General features: G+C 69.5%; 18 protein-coding genes and 1 pseudogene. 8 read left to right on the top strand and 11 right to left on the bottom strand.

Annotated features, from left to right (window positions below; translation table 11 throughout):
* Positions 1 to 158 precede the first annotated feature (158 nt).
* The 4 genes from OG698_RS08590 to OG698_RS08575 form a co-directional block, all read right to left on the bottom strand.
* A complete protein-coding gene (locus tag OG698_RS08590) occupies positions 159 to 2489 on the bottom strand; it encodes a SpoIIE family protein phosphatase (protein ID WP_406102420.1) in 2331 nt (776 codons plus the stop codon).
* A gap of 249 nt (positions 2490 to 2738) precedes the next feature.
* Positions 2739 to 4775, bottom strand: coding sequence for a fructose-specific PTS transporter subunit EIIC (locus tag OG698_RS08585; protein WP_406102419.1), 2037 nt, complete (start codon positions 4773 to 4775; stop codon positions 2739 to 2741).
* Positions 4776 to 4953: 178 nt separating this feature from the next.
* The gene (gene pfkB / locus OG698_RS08580; RefSeq protein WP_406110916.1) at positions 4954 to 5901 is read right to left on the bottom strand and encodes a 1-phosphofructokinase; all 948 of its coding nucleotides are present in this window, start codon (positions 5899 to 5901) and stop codon (positions 4954 to 4956) included.
* Between the two features lie 104 nt (positions 5902 to 6005).
* A complete protein-coding gene (locus OG698_RS08575) occupies positions 6006 to 6767 on the bottom strand; it encodes a DeoR/GlpR family DNA-binding transcription regulator (RefSeq protein WP_406102417.1) in 762 nt (253 codons plus the stop codon).
* Positions 6768 to 7265: 498 nt separating this feature from the next.
* On the opposite strand from OG698_RS08575, the gene OG698_RS08570 reads away from it, so the two are divergent.
* Positions 7266 to 8237 carry a PP2C family protein-serine/threonine phosphatase gene (locus OG698_RS08570; RefSeq protein ID WP_406102416.1) on the top strand — a complete coding sequence of 324 codons (972 nt, stop codon included), beginning with the start codon at positions 7266 to 7268 and terminating at the stop codon, positions 8235 to 8237.
* A gap of 131 nt (positions 8238 to 8368) precedes the next feature.
* Here OG698_RS08570 and OG698_RS08565 read toward each other — a convergent pair whose 3' ends face one another.
* Both OG698_RS08565 and OG698_RS08560 read right to left on the bottom strand, forming a co-directional pair.
* Positions 8369 to 9649 carry an ATP-binding protein gene (locus OG698_RS08565; protein WP_406102415.1) on the bottom strand — a complete coding sequence of 427 codons (1281 nt, stop codon included), beginning with the start codon at positions 9647 to 9649 and terminating at the stop codon, positions 8369 to 8371.
* Between the two features lie 307 nt (positions 9650 to 9956).
* Entirely contained in the window at positions 9957 to 11129 is a 1173-nt protein-coding gene (locus OG698_RS08560; protein WP_406102414.1) for an RNA-guided endonuclease InsQ/TnpB family protein, read from the bottom strand.
* 192 nt (positions 11130 to 11321) lie between these two features.
* On the opposite strand from OG698_RS08560, the gene OG698_RS08555 reads away from it, so the two are divergent.
* Complete coding sequence (locus OG698_RS08555; protein WP_406102413.1) at positions 11322 to 11576, top strand: hypothetical protein; 255 nt, start codon at positions 11322 to 11324, stop codon at positions 11574 to 11576.
* Positions 11570 to 11812 (top strand): hypothetical protein, encoded by a 243-nt coding sequence (locus OG698_RS08550; RefSeq protein WP_406102411.1) that lies wholly within the window; start codon positions 11570 to 11572, stop codon positions 11810 to 11812. Before OG698_RS08555 ends, OG698_RS08550 begins: the two co-directional genes overlap by 7 nt.
* A 55-nt stretch (positions 11813 to 11867) precedes the next feature.
* Here the strand turns inward: OG698_RS08550 and OG698_RS08545 are convergent, their stop codons facing one another.
* The gene (locus tag OG698_RS08545; protein ID WP_406102409.1) at positions 11868 to 12317 is read right to left on the bottom strand and encodes a MarR family winged helix-turn-helix transcriptional regulator; all 450 of its coding nucleotides are present in this window, start codon (positions 12315 to 12317) and stop codon (positions 11868 to 11870) included.
* A gap of 170 nt (positions 12318 to 12487) precedes the next feature.
* Here OG698_RS08545 and OG698_RS08540 point away from each other — a divergent pair, with 170 nt between their 5' ends.
* Together OG698_RS08540 and OG698_RS08535 are read left to right on the top strand one after the other, a co-directional pair.
* Positions 12488 to 13459, top strand: a complete 972-nt coding sequence (locus OG698_RS08540; protein ID WP_406102407.1) for an ABC transporter permease — start codon at positions 12488 to 12490, stop codon at positions 13457 to 13459.
* A 242-nt stretch (positions 13460 to 13701) separates the two neighbouring features.
* Positions 13702 to 14167, top strand: a pseudogene (locus OG698_RS08535) (transposase); the annotation flags it as partial.
* 63 nt (positions 14168 to 14230) lie between these two features.
* Here the strand turns inward: OG698_RS08535 and OG698_RS08530 are convergent.
* A complete protein-coding gene (locus OG698_RS08530; RefSeq protein WP_406102406.1) occupies positions 14231 to 15463 on the bottom strand; it encodes an FAD-dependent oxidoreductase in 1233 nt (410 codons plus the stop codon).
* A 105-nt stretch (positions 15464 to 15568) separates the two neighbouring features.
* Here OG698_RS08530 and OG698_RS08525 point away from each other — a divergent pair, with 105 nt between their 5' ends.
* Entirely contained in the window at positions 15569 to 16795 is a 1227-nt protein-coding gene (locus tag OG698_RS08525) for a cytochrome P450 (protein WP_406102404.1), read from the top strand.
* A 382-nt stretch (positions 16796 to 17177) separates the two neighbouring features.
* Here OG698_RS08525 and OG698_RS08520 read toward each other — a convergent pair whose 3' ends face one another.
* A complete protein-coding gene (locus tag OG698_RS08520; RefSeq protein WP_399974102.1) occupies positions 17178 to 17348 on the bottom strand; it encodes a hypothetical protein in 171 nt (56 codons plus the stop codon).
* Between the two features lie 508 nt (positions 17349 to 17856).
* Here OG698_RS08520 and OG698_RS08515 point away from each other — a divergent pair.
* Positions 17857 to 18045, top strand: a complete 189-nt coding sequence (locus OG698_RS08515; protein WP_406102402.1) for a DUF6381 family protein — start codon at positions 17857 to 17859, stop codon at positions 18043 to 18045.
* 78 nt (positions 18046 to 18123) lie between these two features.
* Here the strand turns inward: OG698_RS08515 and OG698_RS08510 are convergent, their stop codons facing one another.
* Positions 18124 to 18615 carry an integrase core domain-containing protein gene (locus tag OG698_RS08510; RefSeq protein WP_406110914.1) on the bottom strand — a complete coding sequence of 164 codons (492 nt, stop codon included), beginning with the start codon at positions 18613 to 18615 and terminating at the stop codon, positions 18124 to 18126.
* A 745-nt stretch (positions 18616 to 19360) separates the two neighbouring features.
* Between OG698_RS08510 and OG698_RS08505 the strand changes: the two genes are divergently transcribed.
* Entirely contained in the window at positions 19361 to 20284 is a 924-nt protein-coding gene (locus tag OG698_RS08505; RefSeq protein WP_406102400.1) for an endo-beta-N-acetylglucosaminidase H, read from the top strand.
* A gap of 304 nt (positions 20285 to 20588) precedes the next feature.
* Here OG698_RS08505 and OG698_RS08500 read toward each other — a convergent pair whose 3' ends face one another.
* Entirely contained in the window at positions 20589 to 21050 is a 462-nt protein-coding gene (locus OG698_RS08500) for a pyridoxamine 5'-phosphate oxidase family protein (RefSeq protein WP_406102398.1), read from the bottom strand.
* Between the last annotated feature and the right edge of the window lie 299 nt (positions 21051 to 21349).

Here is a 21349-nt window from a genome sequence, read left to right as displayed (position 1 = left end):
GGGGTTCCTGATCCGGGACCGGGACGCGAAGAACCCCGCGCTCTTCGACGCGCTCCTCGGCGACGCTGGGATCGAGACCGTGCTGACCGGCGTCCGGATGCCCCGCATGAACTCGATCATGGAAGCCTGGGTGCAGACTTGGCCACCGACGCCAACTTCTATGCCGGCTGGGGGAGTTCTTGTTCGGTCCAGATGGTCTTGCTGCCGTCACTGAAGCGGACGCCCCAGCTCCGCGCGAGTTCTGCACAGATGAACAGGCCGCGGCCGCCTTCGTCACTGGCCTGGGCATGGCGCAGATGCGGTGAGACGGGGCTGGAGTCGCTGACCTCGACGGTGAGCGTACGGCCCTTGATCAGGCGGAGCGTGATGGGCGGGGTGCCGTAACGGACGGCGTTGGTGGCCAGTTCACTGACGATCAGTTCCGTCGTGAGTGAGAGCTCGTCGAGGTTCCATTCGGCCAGCTGACGCCGTGTGCGAGCTCGGACGGTGGCGACGGCCGCAGGGTCGACCGGCAGGTCCCAGGTGGCGACGTGGCCGGGATCGAGTGTGTGCGTCCGCACGAGGAGCAATACGGCGTCGGTGCCGGGAGAGGAAGCCGGGACGGTGCGTACCGCTTCGTCGAGCAGGTTGCCCAGCGGCCGTCCGCTGTCGGCGAGGACCTGCCGCAGACGGTCCTGGCCGGCCTTCCTCCCGGCCTCGCCCATGGACAGAAACGCGTCGGTGCACAGCGCGATGATGCTCCCCTCAGGGAGGTCGAGACGGGTAATGACAAACGGTGCCTTCTCGCCGGCACCCAGTGGGGGAGCGACGGGAATGTCGGCTGTCTCGGTTGTTCCGTCGGGGTGTGCGATGACGGGTCGTGGGCCACCGGCGAGGGCGATGACGCAGCTCTTGCTCAGCGGGTCGTAGGCCGCGTAGAGGCAGTCGGCGGTCAGTTCTTGGCTCCGCAGGGGGTCGCCGGGCGGCAGGTCGGTGCGTTCGTCGGCGAGTCGGATCACCGTGTCGTCGAGTCGGGCGAGGAGTTCGTCGGGTTCCAGGTCGAGCGCGGCCAGTGTGTGGATGGCGGTGCGCAACTGGCCCATCGCTATGGCAGCTTGGATGCCGGTACCGGAGACGCGGCCGACGGTGAGGGCGATGCGTGCGCCGGAGAGCGGGAAGAGGTCGAACCAGCTGCCGCCGGCATCGGCCGACTGGTGGAAATGGGCGCTCTCCACGGCTGCCAGCGGCTCTGGGTGCTGGGGAAGGAGACGGCGCTGCAGGGTCAGGGCGACGGTGTGTTCTCGGGTGTAGCGGCGTGCATTGTCGATATGCAGTGCGGTGCGGGAGGCGACCTCCAGTGCGAGGTCGAGGTCCTCGTCCACGAACTCGTCGCGGTCAGGGGCACGGTAGAGGCTCAGCGTTCCGTAGACGCCGCCCCGGAGGGTGAGCGGGGCGACGATGGCGGAATGCGAGGTCGGTGGGCGCGTGGACCTCGAGCTCCGCGGATCGGTGGCGGGGCCGTCGTCCGGGTGGTACGTGATCAGGTGGGGCCGCAGGTCGGTCAGGGACTGGAGCCATGCTGCCGGAAAGCGGAATGGGGCCGTACCGGCGCCCGCCCCCGCCGGGTTCCGTTGACGGTCCGCCGACGCGAGGGACATTCGTCGTAGAGGCACGTCGGGTTCCACCGGTGCCGACGGGGGGTCGTCGCCCCGGACGACCGGGTCCAGCAGGTCCACCATCGCGACGTCGGCGAAGGCAGGTACGAGCGCGTCGACGAGTTCGGTGCAGGTGCCGTCCAGCGCCAGCGAGGTTCCCACGTGCTGCCGTACATCGTTGAGGACCCGTGCGCGCGCGACGGCACGCTCGCGCACGGTGACGTCCACCTCTGCCGCGGAGACGCCCAGGACGTGGCCGTCGGCATCCTGGAGCCGGAACACGGAGACGGAGTACACATGCTCGTGGTCCGGGTCGTTGGGCGGGCGGATGTGCACGAGCCTGTCCAGTGCAGGTTCGCCGGTGGCAAGCACGTGGCGCACCATTGCCACGGTTTCTTCGGGGTCGGACAGCCGGAACACGTCACTGAGTCGGCGACCGAGCGTGTACGTGGGGTCGAAACCGGCCATCCCTGACGCTGCCGTGTTCGCTCGCAGGACTCGCAGCTCGGGATCCAGCACCTGCATGCCGATAGGCGATTGGGTGAACAGCGCCTTCAGGAGAGCCTGCTCGCGCGCATCCCCGCTCTCCTCCGACCGGAGCAGGTTGAATGCCCAGCCCAAGTCGCCGTCGCTCAGCGTCACGGGCCGCATCACGAGGCCTGGGACCGCCCCTGGAGTGCCGGAACGACTGTCGGGGTCGGCGCCGGCCGGAGCCCACGGTCCGGGCAGGAGCTCCAGGACGGGACGGCCGAGCGCCTCGGATGCTCCGTGGCCGAAAAGGGACTTTGCCTCCTGGCTCCACGCCACCACGACACCCGCTGCGTCGATCTTGAGCAGCTCGTCGTCCGGTGCCATGGGCTGATCGCCTCCATGCGTCGCTTCCCGACGACGGGTATCAGCCCGGCAGGCCGGGAGTCTGCGTCCGGGCAGCTCACTTTCAAGGGTGCCTCGCGGCGTGGGGCGCCGCACATCGGCGAGGCAGCATGCGGCACAGACGCCCCGGGACTTTGGTCCCGGACGGGCGTCTGTGCCGCATGAGCGGACAGTTCCTAACTGTCAGGTGGCTACCGGTACCTGCTGTCAGGTGGCCACCGGAATCTCCTGTCAGGCGGCCACGGGTATCTTCGGCTCCTCCCCCTTCTGCGCCGTCGCGTCGCCCGCCCCGCCCTCGGGCGCGGACTTCCGCATCCCCTTGAGGATCACTACCAAGGCCGTCGACACGCAGACACCGGCGGCGATCGCGATGAGGTAGAGGAACGGGTTGCCGATCAGCGGGACCACGAAGATGCCGCCGTGCGGGGCGCGCAGGGTGCAGCCGAAGGCCATCGACAAGGCGCCGGTGACCGCGCCACCCGCCATCGAGGCGGGGATGACGCGCAGCGGGTCCGCCGCGGCGAACGGGATCGCGCCCTCTGTGATGAACGAGGCGCCGAGCACCCAGGCCGCCTTGCCGTTCTCGCGCTCGGTCCTGGTGAAGAGCCGGCCGCGCACGGTTGTCGCGAGGGCCATGGCCAGCGGCGGGACCATGCCGGCGGCCATCACCGCGGCCATGACCTTGAGCGAGCCCTCGGTGGGGTTGGCGAGGCCGCCGACCGCGAAGGCGTACGCGACCTTGTTCAGCGGGCCGCCCAGGTCGAAGCACATCATCAGGCCGAGGACGACGCCGAGGATGATCGCGTTGGCGCCGGACAGGGAGTTCAGCCAGTCCGTCAGGGCGCGCTGGAGGGAGGCGATGGGCTTGCCGATGACGAGGAACATCAGGAAGCCGACCACCGCGGAGGAGATCAGCGGGATGACGACCACCGGCATGATCCCGCGCAGCACGGGGGGCACGTTCACCTTCTGGATCGCCATCACGACGCCGCCCGCGATGAGACCGGCGGCGAGGCCGCCGAGGAAGCCGGCGTTGATGGTGAGCGCGATCGAACCGCCGACGAACCCGGGCACGAGCCCCGGCCGGTCGGCCATCCCGTACGCGATGAAGCCCGCGAGGACCGGGACGAGGAACGCGAAGGCGACGGAGCCGACCTGGAAGAGCAGCGCGGCCCAGCTGTCGGTCTGGGTCCACACGAAGTGCTCGGCGACGGACGGCGCCTTGTTGATGGTGTAGCCGCCGATCGCGAAGCCGAGGGCGATGAGGAGACCGCCGGCCGCGACGAAGGGGACCATGTAACTGACGCCGCTCATCAGCCACTTGCGCAGCTTGGTGCCGTAGCCGTCGCCGGCGGCACCGGCCCGGTCCACGGGGGTCGCGGACGCGGCGCCCGAGGTCGTCTCGCCGCGCGCGGCCTTCTCGCGTACCTCGCCGATGAGGGCGGCGGGCCGGTTGATGCCGGCCTTCACGCCGACGTCGACGGTGGGCTTCCCGGCGAAGCGGTCCTTCTCCCGTACGGGCACGTCGTGCGCGAAGATCACGCCATCCGCGGCGGCGATCACCTCGGGTGCGAGACGGGTGAACCCGGCCGAGCCCTGCGTCTCGACCACCACTTCCACGTCCCCGGCTTCCCGGCCCGCCTTCTCCAGGGACTCGGCCGCCATGTAGGTGTGGGCGATGCCGGTGGGGCAGGAGGTGACTGCCACGATCTTGAACTTCGCGGCGGGGGCCGCGGGCGTGGGCTCGGGCTCGGGCTCGGGCTCGGGCTCGGGCGTGGGCTCGGTAGTGGGCTTGGGCGTGGGCGCCGACGCGGCAGTGGGCTCGGGTTCGTCCCCGCGGATCAGCGCCGCCGTGGCCCCCGCGTCGGTCGCCGTGCGCAGCGCCGCCTTGAAGTCCTCGTCCATCAACTGCCGTGCCAGCGACGACAGGATGGTGAGGTGGGCGTCGTCCGCTCCGGCGGGCGCGGCGATGAGGAAGATCAGGTCGGCCGGGCCGTCCGGCGCCCCGAAGTCGATCCCGTCGGCGCTGCGGCCGAAGGCGAGAGTCGGCTCGGTGACGTGCTCGCTGCGGCAGTGCGGGATGCCGATGCCGCCGTCGAGGCCGGTCGGCATCTGCGCCTCGCGGGCCGCGACGTCGGCCAGGAAGCCGTCCAGGTCGGTCACCCGGCCTCGGGCGGTCATCCGTTCGGCGAGGGCGCGGGCCGCCGCCTCTTTGGTGTCGGCGGACAGGTCGAGATCGACCAGGTCCGCGGTGATCAGCTCGCTCATCGCGGGCTCCTTCGCACGCGTATCGCCTTGGCGGCGGGGGTGGGGACGGGGGTTTCGCCGCGGGGACGGCGGCTCCGGAAGGGAGCGTGGGGAGTGATCAGGCCGGAAGCGACCGGGCGGAGAGTGATCAGGCCGGAGGCGACCGGACGGGGCGTATTCAGGGGCGGGGCGCAGGCCGTCATGGCGCGGGCTCCTTCAGTGCGCGGTCGAGCGGGACGTCCGACGTGAGGTTCACCGCGTCCGGGTCCAGGTCGGCCGGGGTCGGCATCGCGCTGCCCGGGAGCTGGACCGCCGCGGCGCCGTGGGCGACGGCCGAGGCCAGCGCCCGCGGACCGGTGCCGCCCGCGATGAGGAAGCCGGCGAGGGAGGAGTCGCCCGCGCCGACGTTGCTGCGGACGGTGTCGACCGGGGCGGTGGCGAACCAGGCGCCCGCGCCGTCCACGAGCAGCTGCCCGTCCGAGCCGAGGGAGGCGAGTACGGCGCGCGCGCCGAGGTCCCGCAGCTCCTCGGCCGCCTTGAGGGCGTCGCCGACGGTGGCGAGCGGACGGCCGACCGCCTCGGCGAGCTCCTCCGCGTTCGGCTTGACGACGTCGGGCCGTTCGCGCAGCGCCGCGAGGAGGGCCGGGCCCGAGGTGTCGAGGGCGATACGGGCGCCGGCCGCGTGGGCGCGGGCGACCAGCTCGGCGTACCAGGGCGGGGTGAGGCCGCGCGGGAGGCTGCCGCAGCAGGCGATCCAGTCGGCGCCCGCGGAGCGCTCGCCGACGACGGTGAGCAGCGACTCGGCTTCTTCCGCAGTGAGTTCGGGCCCCGGCGCGTTGATCTTCGTCAGGGTTCCGTCCGGCTCGGCGAGCGCGATGTTGGACCGGGTCTGTCCGGCTACGGGTACGGGGTCGACGCTGATCCCCTGGGCGTCGAGGAGTTCGGCGACCAGGGCGCCGGGCGCGCCGCCCAGCGGGAGCACGGCGAGTGTGGGGGCTCCGGCGGCGGCGACGGCCCGCGAGACATTGACGCCCTTGCCGCCCGGGTCCATGCGCTCCCCGGTGGCGCGCAGGACCTCGCCCCGGTCGAGTGCGGGGACCTCGTAGGTGCGGTCCAGGGACGGGTTGGGGGTGACGGTGAGGATCATGCCGCGTGTGTCTTCCGTGGTGGCCTGCGTGGGGGTGCCGGAGCGGATGCCGGTGTCGGGGCCGATGCCCTGGTGTCCGGAGCCGGTTCCGGAGTCGGGGGGGCTCATGCGCGGACCACCTCCGTGCCGCCCTTCTCGATGGCGGCGGCGTCCGCGTCACTGAGGCCGCTGTCGGTGATCAGCACGTCCACGTCGCCCAGGTCGCCGAAGCGGGCGAAGTGCTCCTCCCCGTACTTGGCGGAGTCGGCGAGCAGCACGACCCTGCGGGCGGCGGAGACGGCCGCGCGCTTCACGGCGGCCTCGGCGAGGTCGGGGGTCGTCAGGCCGTGCTCGGCGGAGAACCCGTTGGCCGCGAGGAAGAGGACGTCGGCGCGGATCTCCCCGTACGCCCGCAGGGCCCAGGCGTCGACGGCGGCGCGGGTGCGGTGGCGGACCCGGCCTCCGACGAGGTGCAGCTGGATGCCGGGGTGGTCGGCGAGGCGGGCCGCGACGGGCAGGCCGTGGGTGACGACGGTGAGCGTCGACTCCAGGGGCAGGGCCGCGGCGAGGCGGGCGACGGTGGTGCCCGCGTCGAGGATCACCGTGCCGTCCTCGGGGAGTTCGGCGAGCGCGAGCCGGGCGATGCGGTCCTTCTCGTCGGCCGCGGTGCCCTCGCGCTCGGCGACGTCGGGCTCGAAGTCGAGCCGCCCGGCCGGTATGGCACCGCCGTGCACACGCCGTACGAGACCGGCCCTGTCCAGGGTCTTCAGGTCACGGCGGATGGTCTCCGCGGTGACCTGGAACTCCTCGGCGAGTGACAGCACGTCCACGCGTCCGCCGTCGCGCGCTAGACGGAGGATCTCCTGCTGCCGCTCCGGTGCGTACATGTCCGTCTGCCTCCGACGTCTCGCCCGGCTGTGCCCGAGTCTGTGGTTTCGATCTGAGGCTACGGCTGGATTTCCAGAAAGTAAATAGATTCGGGCATGCCGCAGACACAATCGGACTTTGATCACGAGCGCGACAGGTGGTTCTCCGCGGCCCGACAGGCGGTTCTCCGCGAGGACGTACGGCGAAGGGCCCGGCCTCCTCGCGAAGCACCGGGCCCCTCGGGAACGCTGTCCTGCGCCGGCAAAGGTTGATCAGTGACAGCAAAATTTTCGTGGCGCGGGCCAGAGGGCACTCATCGCCTGTGGAGCGGGAGGGGCGGGCAGCCGCCTCGGTTCGTCAGAGCGCCATGCCTTCATTACGTAGATAGTCTGGGAAGTGTGATCGAGTCTGGACGGCCGCGGCTCCGTAGGCGCCCCGGCTCAGGAAGACTTGTACGGCTGTCGCCGGTCATCCTGACCGTCGTCATCGCCAGCCTGGCATACGCCACTCCGCCGGAAATGGCCTTCAGTCGCCTCCTGCCTGCGGCGCCGGCCCTGGCCGCCGCCATGTGGCCGGTCCTCCCCACCGTCCTGCTAGGGACGGTCTGCCTCTTTCTGATGATCGGCCTCAGCCTCGTCTTCCCCGGTCTGGGAACGTGGTGGACGGCCGCGGGGATCATCGCGGTCACCGTGGCCGCCGCGTACGGAAGCCATGTCCGGCTCCAGCGGGAGCGCACCCTCTTCCAGGTACGGCTCGTCGCCGACGCGGCGCAGCAGGTGGTGCTGAGCCCTATGCCACGCCGCTTCGGCAGCATCGAGATCGAGTCGCTGTACCTCGCGGCCGCGGCGGAGGCCCGCATCGGCGGGGACTTCTACGAGGTGGTCGACACGCCCTACGGGGTCAGGCTGCTCATCGGTGACGTGCGGGGCAAGGGCCTGCCGGCAGTGGGGGCAGCCGCGGCGATCGTCAACGCCTTCCGGGAGGCGGCCTACGGCGAGACCGACATGGTCGACGTCGCACGCAGGCTGGACGCCAGCAGCACCCGTTACAACGCCGCCTTTCCGCCCGAGGGGCCGATGGAGCGCTTCGCCACCGCCCTTCTCGTCGAGATCCCGCACGATGGCAGACATATCGGCATCCTCAACTGCGGACACCCCCCGCCACTGGTCCTGAACCGTGGGAAACTCCGTGTCCTCGAGTCGGCCACCCCCTCGCCACTGCTCAGCCTCGCGGAGCTGATCGGCGATCAGTACAACGTAGACACCTTCGACTTCGCCCCCGGCGACCTGCTGCTTCTCTACACCGACGGGATCGCCGAGGCCCGCGCCCGCGACGGCGAGTTCTTCCCACTGGCAGCCTGGATGCGTCGACAGCCCCCGACACCGCCCCGCGAACTGCTCACGGCTCTTCACCGCGATCTCCTGCGCTACAGCAGTGCAAGCCTTGACGACGACGTCGCCGCCCTCGCCGTACGGCTGTGTGAGCCATGACGATGCCGACCTCGTGCCGCTCCTCGATGACGACGGGATGCCTGTGACGATCTCCCGGAGCGGAACAGCAGAGGTCCCTCCGATGGTCCATAAGGATCATCGGACGGGACCGTCGTGTCAGGAGAGGCCGGTCACATGCGCACGTACTGCTCGGTGTCCTCGGCGAAGTCTTTGAGCGCTTGGTCGGTCAGTGTGGGGCGGGTCTGCGCAATAGCCTGGAGGTAGTCCTCCGTGCTGGGCGGTGCGCCTTTCCCGTGGGCGACTTCGCGTTCGAAGGCGGTCTGCGCGCCCTTGCGTGCCGCGAACTCGATGTCCGCCGGTGTGAACATCTCGCTGGCTTCCACCAGGCGCTGCAGGTCGACACCGGCCGCGGCAGGGCGGAGATAGCGCTGCCAGATCGCCGTCCGGGCCGCCGGATCCGGAGGGCCGACGGGGATGACGTAGTCGAAGCGGCCCGGCCGTAGGAACGCTGGGTCGAGGGAGCGGACGGAGTTCGTGGCGCAGATCAGGAGCCGGTCATCGTGGTCGCGGAAGCCGGGTATCAGCTTGAGGAGTTCGTTGGTGACTCCGTGACCGGGGTCGACGGCCGTGCCGGACCGGACGGAGGCGATCTCCTCGACCTCGTCGATGAAGAGGATCACCGCCTCCAGCTCGGCCAAATCGGTGAACGCCTCGCGAAGAGAGGTCGCAAGTCCTCCCTCCCCCGATGAAGCGAGCCGGGAGGGGAAGAGCTCCACGAAGGGCCACTCCAGCCGGGCGGCGACCCCCTTGGCGAAACTGGTCTTGCCCGTGCCAGGCGGCCCGAAGAGGATGACCGCTTTCGGCGGCACCACTCCGTACTGCTCGGCGAGCGCGGGCTGGGCCAGCGGCAGCACGATCCGCCGCTCGATGGTCTCCTTCACCCGTTCCATTCCCGCGAGGCTGTCCCACAGCCCCGCAGGCACCATCCTCCCCCCGAGTTCCGCGAGAAGTCCGGCGTCGCTCGCGCCGAGGTGCTCGACCTTCTCGTAGAAGACGAGCCCACCGCGGGACCGGTAACCGGAGTGCTCCAAAGCAGCGGATCCGGTCGCCCCCGGTGCGAGGAGCGCACTGATCCGGCGGACCCCCTGTGACCGCAGGCGCCGCTCGATCTCGGCGATCAAGGCGCTTCCGATCCCGCGGTTACGCCACCCCATGCCCAGGGCCACCAGGGTGATCCAGCCCCGTTCGCCGTGAGTCTGTGCCACGGCGATGCCCACCAGCTCGTCACCCACCACCGCCACGACGGTCGGCCCGTCGGCCCTGGCCGCGGTCACGACCTCCGATACGGGGAAAACGGCAGGTGCCCTGTCCGCCTGCTGATTCTGGTCCCAGATCTGGATCGCATGGTCCAGATCGGCGTCGTGGAAATCCCGCAATCGCCACGTCGGCATGGTTACCACCTTCGTGAGGAGGTCACCGCCGCTGCCCCGGGGCATGGCGGTCCTCCCGGCACCGGATCCTTGCTCCATTCTCCGCGCCGTCGTCCCGCAGGCGCACGTCGAACGATCCGCCATGAACCACGCCCGCCCCACGGAGTGTGGGGGCGACGGCAGACGGGATGGGAGTCGGGGTGAGTGGTGGTCTGATGCAGTAGTGGCGCCTGCGCGTCGATCGGGCTAGTCAACTACCCGGTCGTGAACGACCGGGTTTGCTGCTCGAGTCATCACTGGCTGTGATGGGTTCGGCTGCGTCCAGTTCTCACGCGATGAGGGTGAGTTCAGGGGCCGTTGACCGGGCCCCGCAGACCCACGCCATCCAGCCGCGTTGGCGGATGTTGTGGGACGCGTTGTGGTCTGCGTGCTCAACGAAGCCGCAGACCCGGCACGAGAAGACGGCCTGGGAGGGCCGGTTGCCGCGTGCGGTGTGATGACACTGGGAGCATTCCTGGCTGGTGTACGCCGGATCGACGTAGACCACCGGCACCCCGGCCCGCTTCGCCTTATAGGCGATGAACGAGCCGAGCTGGGCGAAGGGCCAGGAGTGGATCTTGACGCGTTGGGGCTTTCTCAGCCGTGCCCGCTCGCGAATGCCCGTGAGTGTCTCCAGGGCGATCCCGCGACCGGTGCGTTCAGCCTCCGCCACGATCCGCTTCGAAATCTTATGGTTGATGTCCTTGTTCCGCCGGGCTTCCTTGCCCGCATGCTTCTTCGCTCGCCGCTTGGCGGACTTGGTGTTCTTCTTCTGCAGGCTGCGCCGCAGCTTGCGGTCCTGTTCCCGCTTGCGGTGGACGCGGCGACCGCAGTGTCGTGCCCCGTCGGAGGTGACCGCGATGTTCACGACGCCCAGGTCGACGCCGAGGAATCCGGCCGGGTAGGTGTTCGGGGCGGCTTCGGGGATCTCGCAGGTCGCGATCAGGAGCCATTTCCCGCCCTGGAACACCAGGTCGGACTCACCCCGCCGGTGCGCGGCCAGGACTTCCAGCTGCTCGGCCTGCCCGGTGAACGCCACGTTCTTCAGCCGGCCGGCCGTGCTCCAGATCGACACCGTTTGCTGCTCGTGCTGCCAGGACAGCATCCGGTCGTCGTAGGGCTGCGCCGCCTCGGACCGGAAGACGACCGGTTTGCCCGAGGCGCGAGTGTGCCGCTTCGTGCCGGGCCGCCCGTACCGGCCGTTGCGAAGGTTCGCCTTCAGGGTGGTGTAGGCGTCACACGTCTTCTTGATGGCGTGCTGGGCGGCCTGCGCGCCCAGTCCCCACCGGAAGCGGATCTCGGCATAGGTGTGCTTGCGGAGCTCCAGCGGACGTCGCGCCTCCTTCTCGAAGGCGACGGACGCGGCCCACGTGGCGGCCTCGTTGCAGGCGTGCAGGGTCGCCTCAAGTGCCGCCGCCTGTACGGGCGTCGGCAGCAGCTTCACCCTCACCACCAGCTTCACGAGCAGCGAACCTATACACCTGGACGAAGACCCACCACACGTTCGCCCCACCTCACCCCAACGAGCGAAAGCCGCCCCGACCCTCCCCGCGCACACCGCCGTGGCCCGGCTCCGCCGGAACGCCTCCCGGCCGCTCCACAGCCGTGATGGCCTGCGGCACATCACGGCGACGCTCCGCGTCGCACCCCGTGGATGCGATTCCTCCCGGGCGTGAACGCCCGGGGTTCCTCGCAAGAACCCGCTGAAACGACGTCACGCCGTGACCTGCACGCCCTGGCGGCGGGGGCGCCCGCGCACCGTCCGCTCGATCCGCGCCCGTCGGTGCGGCGGTCCCTGGTCCGGTCGAGCGCCGTTTCCACGGTGATCATGCTCTGCCCGGCCGCGCCGCACGGCTGGTGGCTGCTGCCCGTCGTCCTCCTGGTCGCGCCGCCGCCGCGGTCATGGTGATCAACATCCACATGCGGCTCGTGGACGTCGCGGGCGACGCCGTCACCTTGGGCGCCGCGATGAACCAGTCGGTCCTGAACACTGCCAACGCCCTCGGCGCGTTGCTCGGCGACCCGGTGATCACGGCAGGTTACGGCTACCCGGCGCCGGCCCCGGCCGGAGCGGCCCTGTCCATGATCGGCCTGGGCATTCTCGGCATGGCGGCTGTGACGGCCCGCCGCGACGGCAGCGCCTGAACCCGGGCGAGACGGGAGCCTGCGCCCCGGGGCCGACACCCGCGGCGCAGGCTCCTCATGTCGTGCCGTTGTCCACGGCCGAGGGATTCAGCGACGCCAGCAGTTTCAGCAGGATCGAGTGCGCCTGTTCCTGCTCCGTCGGGGTCAGCGCCTGCAGTGCTTCGGCGTGGGTGGCGTCCACCGCCCTTCTGGCCTCAGTGGCGAGCTGCAGACCAGCCTCCGTGGCGTACAGCCGATGCGTGCGCCGGTCGCCCGGAGCGGTCCGCCGCTCCAGCAGCCCTCGCTCGACCAGCCCGGTGACCGCGGTTCCCATGGACTGCGGGGTGATCGCCGACCTGCGCGCCGCGGCCGCACTGGAGACACCCGGATCGAGGATGGCCTGCGCCAGGGCGCTGTTCTGGGCAAGGGTCAGCTGGAACGGGCGCAGTGTGCGCTCGATCCGGGACGCCATGATCTGGCCGATCTGCCAGGCCACATAGCCCGTACGCCGGTCGGTTCGGTTCACGTAGCGGACCTCTTTTTGTAAGGCGGCTGATTATGATGTACAAAGATTATCAGTTGACTTCTAATATAGGAAAGCTTTCGATGTCTCAGCAAGTCGCCACCCACAAGGCCCACAGGCACGCGCTGGATGTGGCCCATCCGCCTCCCCGTCAGGGAAGCCCACGTGCCGTAATGCTTCCCGTAGCGATCGTCCTCCTGGTCGGCACCGTGTTCGTCAGCGTCTACCTCGCCGCCTTCCACGCCCCGCGCCCTCATGAGCTTCACGTGGGTACGACAGAGATCGGCACGCAGCAGGAGCACCTGCGCCAGGACCTCGAGCGCGCCATCCCCGGCGGTTTCTCCTTGGAGACCTACGCCGACGAATCCGCCGCGCGGCAGGCTGTCCAGGACAGGTCCGTGTACGCGGCCTACGTCGGCGAGGGGCAGCTGCTCTACGGCAGCGCCAACGGATCCTCCGTCACCGCCACCCTGACCACCGCTTTCGGCTCCGTGGCCCAGGCGGAGCACCATGACCTCTCCGTGAAGGACGTGGCCCCGGCGGCAGCGGGGGACACCCGGGGTCTTTCCGTCTTCTACGCGGCGTTCGGCCTGGTCCTGGCCGGATACCTCTTCGGCATGACGACCTACCAGGTCGCACCCCGGCTCCAGTACCGCTGGCGCATGGCCAGCCTGGCCCTGTTCGGAGTCGTCGGCGGTGTCCTGATCGCGGCCATCGCCGGCAGTGCGGGCTTCGGTGCACTGCCCGGGCCCTTCCTGCCCCTCGCTCTCGTCATTGCGCTGATGGGGGCCGCGGTCGCCGCCACCACCATGGTGCTGCTGCGGTTGTTCGGCTCCGCGGGCGTGAGCATGGCGTCGATACTCATGCTGATTCTCGGCAACAGCAGCAGCGGCGGAATCATGCCGGCGTCCTACCTTCCGGCCTGGCTGCGCCCGCTGTCCGACATACTGCCCGTCGGTGTGGGTGTGCGCGCGATGCAGGGGCTGTCCCGGTTCCAGGACGACGGCCTTGCGCGCGCCCTGGTGATCCTCCCGGCGTGGGTGCTCGGCGCGGCCCTGGTGCTCTACCTGAAGGACGTGTTCCGGCGTGAGGTTCAGACTGCCCTGCGGGAACCGAGTGAGCAGCGGCAGCCCGTATCCGTCTGATGTCCTCAGGCCGCTTACGGAGTCGAACGGTTCACGAGCAGGCGAGGGGGCGAGGCGGGGGGGCAGGCTCGCCTTCAGTTCCACTGCCCGCCCGGCCGCCTTTTCGGGCGGTGGCAGTGGCTGGTTCAGCTCTGGGGGAGGAGTTCCATGATGATGGCGATCACCTTGCCGCCCCTTTCGGTGGTCCAGTTCTCGGCGAGTTGGGCGAGGGGCTGATTGGTGGCTTGCGACCTGCGATGGTCTTGCCCGCGGCCGGCCAGGGCATTGACGTCGGCAAGAAATTGCAGGCCGCAAGCGCCATATCGGTGGACACTCTCGGCCTGCTTCTGGCCGTCTGCGTCACCGCGGCGAGCGTCTCCGACAACGTCGGCGGCATACGCCTGATGTCTCACACGCCACCACCAACCCCCGAGTGACCAAGGCATGGGCGGACTCCGGCTACCGCGCCAAAGCCATCGACCACGGCGCCACTCTCGGCATCGACGTCGAGGTCGTCCAACGCAACGCCGGCGTCAAGAGACTCAGAGTCGTCCCACGGCGCTGGGTTGTCGAGCGGACCCTCGGCCGGCTGATGCACCACCGCCGACTGGCCCGCGACCACGAAACCCACACCCACCGCTCCGAAGCCATGATCCACGTCGCAATGATCGACCTCACGAGCCGACGGGGCTCACCGGCGAGTCCACCCCGAACTGGCGCGACACCTGAACCTCGAACCAAACAACCTTGCCGGGCCAGAGCGCTCTTCAATGCCCAGCCGTGCGCCGCAGCTCACCGCACCGACTCGGCGGGCGGACGCTCGCGCACGGCGCCGTAGCCGATGAAGTACGCCGGCACGCGCTTGAACCACGGTGAGGTGGTGAGTAGGTCGCTGATCCGCTCCGCCCGCCCGGCATTGCCGAAAGGCGGGCGTCCCGCGAGTACGGGCGCGATGACCCTCGCGTGAGCGAACCGCTGCAGTGCCTGCGTCGCCGCCGTGGTCGGCCACCGGCGCCGCTGGACGCCGCGTACGTCCCGCAGGCCGACCACACCCCTGCTCAGCGGTTCGACGAGATGCCGGGCGGCGGCCACGGCGTCTTCGACGGCGAGGTTGATGCCGATGCCGAAGACAGGTGACATCGCGTGCGCCGCGTCGCCGATGCACAGCAGTCCCGGGCGGTGCCAGCGCCGGAGACGGTCGAGCCGCACGTCGAGCAGCTTCACCTCGTCCCATGACCGCAGCGCATGCGCCCGGTTCGCGATCCACGGCACGGCGGCCGAGAAGTCGGCCATGAACCGCTCGAGACCGGCGGCGCGGCGCTCGGCGTCGGTCCCCTTGGGGATCAGCGCGGCGCACTGCCAGTACTCCCCACGGTCGATCATCGCGGTGAGGAGCCGGTCGCCGGCGCCTCCCACGAGCCCGTGCGGGTCGCCTTCCCGCCGTGGCAACCGGAACCACCAGGCGTCCATGGGGCAGGTGAACTGCCGCAGCCGAAGTTCGGGCCGGGAGCGGGCCAGCGAGCCGCGACCGTCGCAGGCCACCGTGAGGGTGGCCCGCAGTTCGCCGGTACGGCCGTCGGACGTGCGGTACCGCACCCCGGTGATCCGTCCGTGCTCCAGCACGAATGACGTCGCCTCGGTGCTCATCCGCACGGAGAAGGACGGCTCTTTTCGGGCCTCGTCGGCGAGGAGGTTCAGCAGGTCCCATTGCGGCACCATCGCCACGTAGTTGTACGGGCCCGGCAGCGCGCTGAGGTCCGAGACGGTGATCAGCGAATGGTCCGTGCCGAGAGGCAGTTGGACCGTGGTCACCCGACGTTGCTGCAGACGGGCGAAGCGCTCGGCCAGACCGAGATCGTCCAGCAGCGCCAGGGTCGAGGGATGCACCGTGTCGCCGCGGAAGTCGCGCAGAAAGTCCCCGTGTTTCTCCAGGACCGTGACGTCCACACCGGCGCGGGCCAGCAGCAGGCCGAGGACCATTCCCGCGGGGCCGCCGCCCACCACGCAGCACGTTGTCCGCTCCATCGCAGCCCTTCCATTCGGTGACATCCACGACCCGAGTCAATGGGGCATATACCCTCAAAAATGACAACTTTGCCGCGTGGGTTCGTGGCAACCCCTGGAGGCCTGATGAGCCAGCAGCCGGTCCTTGTGCCTTATGCCGATCCGGCCTTCATGGCGGATCCCTTCCCGTTCTACCGGCAGCTGCGCGAGGACGGCCCGGTACGGCGCGCCGTCCTCGCCGGCGGCCTCGATGCATGGCTGGTCACACGCTATGAAGACGGCCTCGCAGCCCTCTCCGACTCACGGCTGAGCAGCGACGTCCGCGATGCCTCGGACCCCCGGCTCCTCGAGCGGCTGCCCGCCACGGAGCGCGAGTCAATGCTGCGCACCATGCTCCGCTCCGACCCGCCCGACCACACCCGACTGCGCCGCCTGGTCTCCAAGGCGTTCACCGCCCGCAGGGTGGCCGAGCTGCGGCCACGCGTCCAGGAGATCACCGACGGGTTGCTCGACGCGATCGTGCCCGCAGGCAAGGCCGAACTCGTCGAGGACTTCGCGCTGCCGCTTCCTGTCACTGTGATCAGTGAACTGCTCGGCGTGCCCGTCGCCGACCGGGACGACTTCCAGCGGTGGACCGACGACATGATCCTTCAAGGAGCCGAGCCGCCGGACCCGGCCCGGGTGGACCGAGCGTGGCGGCAGATGCGCTCGTACCTGACCGGACTCTTCCAGGACAAGCGAGCCCGGCCCGGTGACGACCTGCTCAGCGCGCTGATCGCCACGCGGGACGAGGGACACCAGCTGGACGAGGACGAGCTGATCGCCATGGCTTTCCTGCTGCTGGTGGCCGGATACATCACCACGGTCAACCTGATCGGCAGCGGTATCGCCGCACTGCTCGCCCACCCCGACCAGCTGCAGATGCTGCGGGACGATTCGGAACTGCTGCCCGGTGCGATCGAGGAGTTCCTGCGCTACGACGGACCGGTCAACCCCGGCATCGCCCGGTTCGCGCGCGAGGACGTCGCCATCGCGGGAGTGGCGATCCCGCGCGGCGCGACCGTGCTGGTCGCCTCCGCCATCGCCGACCGCGACCCGGCGCAGTTCCCGGCCCCCGACCGCCTGGACATCACCCGGCAGGACAACGCGCATCTCGCCTTCGGGCACGGCATCCACTACTGCCTGGGGGCGCCACTGGCCCGGCTCGAGGGCCAGATCGCCATGGGAACCGCCCTGCGCCGCCTGCCTCACCTCAGCCTGGCCGTGCCGCCCAGCGAACTGCGATGGCGCTCGGGCGGTCTGCGCGGCCCCGAACAGCTGCCCGTCACGTTCACCTCCGACGCCTCCTGCTGACTGCACCACACAGCGGTCTTCGTGTCCCACCGATCACGGCAGATGGCTGCTCGTTGCACGTGTGCTCGGCGCGCGCCAGTCGGTCATGTGGCCGCCGAGACGGACATCTCGCGGGGCGCCGCGCACACGCGGGTGCGCCGGTGGCGGGCGGAACGCCACCCTGCCTGGCCGCAAACTGCCATCGCTCCACACCGCACTCGGCGGCAAGCCCCCCATCAGCCGTGTGAACCACCCTGCGGGACCACGCGCCTGGGAGTCCGGCGAACAGCGACAGAGCGAGCGCCGCAGCCGAAGTCGCCGCGACAGGCGACGCCTTCGGGACGGCCGTCCGGGCCGAGGAGCAGTGAGCCGGGCCCGGCAACGCCCGGCCGGCTCGCTGTGGTCATGTGGTTTTGATGTCGTCCACGCGCTCGCCCTCCGCCTGGGACGGCTCGGTCCTGGGGACGTCCGGGTGCTGGGCCGAACGCTCAGCCGGCTCGTCGCGCTCGCCCTCAGCTTGGGAGGGTGTGTGAGAGTACAACCAGGTGTCGTAATCCGAGGCTTCGGACTTCATGGCAGGCCTCCCTTGGTCGCTCATCTCCCATGCTCCTCCGTCGGCCCCAGCAGGGCGAGACCTGCCAGCACCGCCTCTCGCGTCCCAAGCCGATGAAGCTGCCGGATGCACAGCCCAGCCGATCCCCGGTGGTACTGAAATTCGCCGACATCTCTGCAGCTGACCACGCTCAGAGATTCCCAGGACCCACCGTCGGGCTCCTTCGGGATCTGCAGCGGGCCACGGCGGCTAGGACGGGCAAGATCTGCTGACTGCTGCGACGCAAGGCCGTCATCCGGACACGGACATCGATCAAGCCCGTGAACGATCTTCGGATGTCTCGTGGCGATCTGACGGATGCACAGCGCACAGAGGGAGGCCACCGCCTCGCCCCACGCTGTTGCCTGCCGACACCGCGTGGGCTTCCCCAACTGCGTAGATAGCAGTGGGTGACCGCTCGAGATGCAAGGGGTGACGAGGCCTGTTTCGCTGGTGTGGCCCGCTCTTCCTCATCACCTAAGGAGTGATCATGAGCGCTGCAGGCGAGTCCGGTCGTGCCCAGCAGATGCGTGCTAAGGCTCAGGACCTGGAACAGGCCGCGGAACGCGCCACTGACCCGCAGGAGCGTCAGCGCCTGAAGGACAAGGCACGCCAGCTCAAGGAGCAGAGCGAGCACGCAGGCGGTACGGGCAAGCCGGACATCGACCCGATGGTGTAGTCCCGGCAGTTCCGAGCACAGACGCCGGCCGGTGGCCGGCCTCCGTGGCTTTCTGCCACGCGAGAGGCCGCCGGCCGGTCACTGTTGTCTCCGCTCAGTCGCTCGCGCCCACGTGCCCACGTGCCCACGCGCCGCCGGGCCGCAGCAAGCCGGGCACCCGCCCGGCCACAGCCTCTTGTCGCTCATGAACGTGTACACCAGCCGCATCGTCACGACGTCGAAGCCGCCCGCGGGGCTACTCACGGCGTTCGCATTCTCAAAGTCGACCTTGTAGGTGCCAAGAACCACGTCCGGGCCGGGCGCGCCGCATGTTGGTACTCGTGCAGGGTGCCGCCGAGGCGGCCGCGTCGATGGACCTCGAGGTGAGCCGGTCGGGTTCGCTGATCGGTTCGGGTAGAGGACGGAGTGGCGCGGCGCGGCGCTTGCGAGAGTGCGGTGGGGGCGATGCTGGTTGTAGGGCTGCTCATACTCGCGCAGGGCGTGGAGTAGACGGGCCTTGTTCCAAATCAGGGTGCGGTCGAGGAGCTCGGTCCGGCAGGTTCGCACCCATCGCTCCGTGATCGCGTTCATGCGCGGTATCCGGACGCCGGTCTGTACGGCCTCGATACCTTCCACATGCAGGACGGCGTCGAAGGCGGCCGGGTGGCGAACGTCCCGGTCCCGGATCAAGAACTTCGCCTCGGCACCCGTGTCCTGAAGGTCCCTGACCGCGTTGCGGGCGAGTTGGGTGACCCAGACCCCGGTCCGGTGCGGCGTGGATGCGCCGGTATCCCCAAATCGAATTCCCCCGTGCGAGCCGGAGTACCAGAACGCGGACGGAACGTACGGTGCGCGGCCGACCGGGACGCTTGGGACGTGAGGCCTTGGCGTGGCGATGGCGCAGCAGGCCGCGGTGTCAACGCAGCAGCGTGTCGGGGGAGACGGTCGCAGACCTACGTGCAGAGGCATGGCCCTTTTGACGAGCAGAGATGAATAACCGAGCCCTATAGGCGCAAGGCGTGGAGGAAGGCTTGGTCGGTGCCCTCCATCGCGGTGAGGTACTCGGCGTACATGGTGGCGCGTTGTTCTCTGGCGCGTGCGTTCCTCGCGTCGCCATCGTCGGCGGTCGGTCAGGGCGGAGGAACATGCCGATCGTGATCCGGGGCGCCAACTCCCTTGCCCAGGTGCCGGGTTGTGGCGCGAGGTGCGTGTGGGAGTTGTGAAGAGTCCGCGCGCGATTCTCGGGATTCGGTCACAGGAGAGGAAAACTCGGAGGGCTCACTCGGCGCTTTCGAACAGGTCGGGCGCCGACCATGTGATGGGAGACCGATCAACGATGTTCACTCTGGTACGGAGCAGAGTGCGGACGGCCGCGCTCGCGCTGTCGGCCGTCGCGGCCCTCGCTTTCGGCACGACCGCTGCGACCGGCGCGGCAGCGGCACCCGCTCCGGCTCCCGCGAAACAGGGACCGACCTCGGTGGCGTACGTCGAGGTGAACAACAACAGCATGCTGAACGTCGGCAAGTACACCCTCGCCAACGGCGGCGGCAACGTCTTCGACGTCGCCGTGATCTTCGCGGCGAACATCAACTACGACACGGGTACGAAGTCGGTGTATCTGCACTTCAACGAGAACGTGCAGCGCGTCCTCGACAACGCCGCGACGGAGATAGGGCCGTTGCAGCAGAAGGGCATCAAGGTCGTCCTCTCGGTGCTCGGCAACCACCAGGGCGCGGGCTTCGCGAACTTCCCGTCCCAGCAAGCGGCTTCGGCGTTCGCGAAACAAATGTCGGACACCGTGACCAAGTACGGCCTCGACGGGATCGACTTCGACGACGAGTACGCCGAGTACGGAAACAACGGCACCGGTCAGCCCAACGCCAGCTCGTTCGTGCACCTGGTGACGGCGCTGCGCGCGAACATGCCCGACAAGATCATCAGTCTCTACAACATCGGCCCGGCCGCGTCGCGTCTCTCCTACGGCGGCGTCGACATCTCGTCCAAGTTCGACTACGCCTGGAACCCGTACTACGGCACATGGCAGGTCCCCGGCATCGCACTGCCCAAGTCGAAGCTGTCGCCGGCGGCCGTCGAGATCGGCCGGACCTCGCAGAGCACGGTCGCCGACCTCGCCCGCCGCACCGTCAGCGAGGGGTACGGCGTCTATCTGACGTACAACCTCGACGGCGCCGATCGCAGCGCCGACGTCTCCGCGTTCACCAGGGAGCTGTACGGCAGTGACGCCGTCTACACGCCGTAAGACGGCCGCACGCCCGGGCGCGCGGTGCTTCCTCGGAGCTTGCCGCACCCCGTAGGGCCGCGGTCCGTGCAGGCCGCGCTTCGACAACGATGTCGGTGGCGCGGTGCGGGTGACCATTCGCTTTCGTGCGCCCCCGCGGTGCGGCCGCTGTGCGGGGGCTATTGGTTCATGAGAGCTGAGAGCGCGCGTGAGACGACGAAGCCCCACCGGAGAGCGTGAGCTCCGGTGGGGCTTCGCGTGAGATCGGCCCGTACTCCAGCTGTAGATCGTGATTCGAGAGAGGCTCGTCGGCGAGGGACGGCCGTTATTCCAGCCACATCCCGTCGCGCATGATGACTCTCCCGCGTAGTTCTGGCTCGCCGCGCCAAGCGCGCACAGTTCTCGGGACCACACGTATATACAGAAAGGGACCCTCTTCCGCGCGTGGATCCCACCCGAACTTGTCGGCGAACGCCTCCGCTGCGCCGCCGGGCACCTCGTGGTCAGGGAAGTACTCCGCCTCGCCTTGGAGGATCACCACGTCGAAGGTGTCCGGTAGCGACAGGCGCACGCGCGGTTCTTCGCGGACGTTTCGCGCAGTCACGGAAGTGGCGCTGGTGCACATCCACACTGCTCGCCCATCCCACAAGAACCACAGCGGCACCTGGTGCGGCCCGTGATCAGGGTGAGCCGTCGACACCCATACATCCCGCTCGGCAACGAGCCGCTCCAGAGAGTCGCGCATACGCTCCGCCGTCTGGCGGCGAACGATTCCTGTGGTCTCCATGAGGACCGACCCTAGCCAAGCAGGCGCGAAGCGCGCCTGAGGCGTAGGACCTACTCCCAGCGACCGATGAACCCCTCAGCCATTGGCTCGGGGCGACCAACTTCGGTGCTCAGGGTGGCCACCCGCCATCTGGAACCTGCGACCCTGATCAGCGTGGCCAGGGATGCCGACGTGGTGGAGTGGCAGCGGTCATAGGCGAGTTCATCGGCGGTGCGGTTGCGACGGACCAGGTCACCGCGCAACTCGCCCTTCTCGAAGGCGCGGTGCCGCGGGGCAGGTGAGCCGTCCGGGGCTCGGCA

This window comes from Streptomyces sp. NBC_01003 (assembly GCF_045162695.1).
Classification (GTDB): Bacteria; Actinomycetota; Actinomycetes; order Streptomycetales; family Streptomycetaceae; genus Streptomyces.
This window is presented reverse-complemented; position numbering and strand designations above follow the sequence as displayed.